Origin of the sequence: Spirulina sp. 06S082, assembly GCF_034932145.1 — a bacterium.
In the GTDB taxonomy this organism is placed as follows: Bacteria; Cyanobacteriota; Cyanobacteriia; order Cyanobacteriales; family Spirulinaceae; genus CCY15215.
This window is the reverse complement of record NZ_JAYGHV010000369.1, coordinates 1-2,013: the sequence shown is the minus strand read 5'-3', so window position 1 is coordinate 2,013 and position 2,013 is coordinate 1. Positions and strand designations below refer to the sequence as shown.

4 protein-coding genes are annotated in these 2,013 nt (G+C 43.6%); 3 read left to right on the top strand and 1 reads right to left on the bottom strand.

Annotated elements, in window-relative coordinates:
* Positions 1-562, top strand: a 562-nt coding sequence (gene rlmD, locus VB714_RS21320; protein WP_323226701.1) for a 23S rRNA (uracil(1939)-C(5))-methyltransferase RlmD, incomplete at its 5' end; no start/stop codon positions are given.
* Positions 563-901: 339 nt separating this feature from the next.
* Complete coding sequence (locus tag VB714_RS21315) at positions 902-1,345, top strand: anti-sigma regulatory factor (protein WP_323226700.1); 444 nt, start codon at positions 902-904, stop codon at positions 1,343-1,345.
* A gap of 23 nt (positions 1,346-1,368) precedes the next feature.
* Here VB714_RS21315 and VB714_RS21310 read toward each other — a convergent pair whose 3' ends face one another.
* Positions 1,369-1,644 (bottom strand): DUF6439 family protein, encoded by a 276-nt coding sequence (locus VB714_RS21310; protein WP_204105812.1) that lies wholly within the window; start codon positions 1,642-1,644, stop codon positions 1,369-1,371.
* Between the two features lie 51 nt (positions 1,645-1,695).
* Between VB714_RS21310 and VB714_RS21305 the strand changes: the two genes are divergently transcribed.
* A partial coding sequence (locus tag VB714_RS21305) for a hypothetical protein (RefSeq protein WP_323226699.1) occupies positions 1,696-2,013 on the top strand: 318 nt, incomplete at its 3' end.

The following is a 2,013-nucleotide window of genomic DNA, read 5'->3' as shown; positions in this document are numbered from 1 at the left end:
CCGAGAAATCTTTGCTGGACTGGAGTTACATTTGCGCCCAGAAACCTTTTTTCAGGTCAATACGGAGGCCGCAGAAGCAATATTAGAAGTCATCCTACAACGACTCGATTTAAACGGCTCGGAAACCCTCCTCGATGCCTATTGCGGGATCGGCACCTTTAGCTTGCCTTTTGCTCAACGAGTGCGAGAGGTGGTAGGGGTTGAAGTGCAAGCTGCATCCGTGGAACAAGCGCGAGAAAATGCTGCCCTCAATGCGATCGCCAATGTTCGTTTCGAGGTTGCTGCGGTAGAAGACTGGCTGCCCCTTCAGTCAGAGATTCCTGACATTGTGTTCCTCGATCCCCCTCGCAAAGGCTGCGATCGCGCCGTCCTCGAAGCCATTTTGCGACTCAAACCATCCCGCATTGTTTATCTCAGTTGTAAACCCGCAACCCTCGCCCGAGATTTAAAAATTCTCTGTCAGTCGGGACAATATCGCTTGAATCATCTCCAACCTGCCGATTTTTTCCCTCAGACGGCTCATGTTGAATCTGTCGCTTTTCTCGAATCTATTCACCCTTAAGCAATTCGATATCAGCAGGCAACGTATCATATTAAAAGCATTTTGTCAATTCGTACAAACCAGCATTCTAGAAGTTGTTTTGCTATAATATAGGCAAGAATCAGATTATCTGAGATAATGAACGAGTCTTAGGAAATTATCTTGTTCTTCCTATTTCCTGATGATTCCTAATTCAAAGTTAGAAACCAATAATTTCAATTTACTTATGAATTTAGTTACGACATAATTGCAAACCTTTGCCATATTTTCCCGATTTTTCAATAGAAGAATTTTATTGTAAACATTTTGGGAAATAGGGTGCATTTTTTTCCCTTAAAGATGAGCTAGAGGTAAATTTTCGTGATTTCTATTTCACTGCCTGTTAAGAAAGAAAGCTGGGCGACGATGAGCTTCGCTTCTACCCTTTATTTATGTCCAGTCCTGGATATTTTGTTAGCAAAAATTCCGGATCAGTGGCGGCCAGAGATTCGCTTAGGACTACAAGAGGCGCTTGTGAATGCTGCTAAACATGGAAACAATCTCGATCCCAGTAAACAAGTTTCCGTACAGTTTTCCGTAACAGATAATCTCTATACTTGGATTATTACCGATCAAGGAACGGGATTTAAACCCAATTATTCCTGTCCGAGTACACCTGAAGACCTATTACCCCCAGAAGAATCAGAACGAGGTCGAGGTTTATGTTTACTGCACCAGATTTTTGATCGAGTTCATTGGAACCAGCAAGGGACTCAATTGAGATTATCTAAAAGAGTCAAACGCGAACAAACTATCTGGCGTTGACTCTTTTTTAATGATTATTTTGCTTATTTGCCGTGAGTTGGGCAAGGTGGGGCGGAAATTGAGCGATCTAACCAAGCAGTTGCTTGTTTGAGATTGACGATCGCATCTTCTTTGCGATCGCTAAGGAGAAAAACCATTGCCGCAGCCGCATTTTGACCCGCTTGTGCCTTACGATTGGCTTTGAGGCGATGCCAGTCGTTAGGGGCAATGGCGAGGCGATCGGCAAGGGCTTGGGCGAGTTCTAAGGTGGAAAAGTCCTGGAGAAGTTCTGCTTTGTTGGTGGTAATGACTTCTGGCATGAGATTTTTGGTAATGATAAAGATAAAATAGTCCTTTCTACCTAGTTTAAGATGTCTGCTGAGGAAGAACGCCAATTTGAGCAAGAATTTGAAAATGCCCTCATTGAGGCTGAAGAAACTTTAGCCAAGTTGCGACAGCGTTACAGTCAAGTTAAAGGCGATCGCCAAGAATTAGCCAGACTCCAGCAAAGAATGCGAGAACTCAACCGAGGAAAGCGCAAGCCCAGTAAACATCATCCCCTGTACCCAGAACTTGCCGAAATAGCAACTCAAATTGAATTACTCGAACTGAATTTAGAAAGCCATCTTTTTCGTTGGGGACAATTGAAAGAACCGTGTTGGATGGCAGTCCGTTTTGGAGGTTTAGGT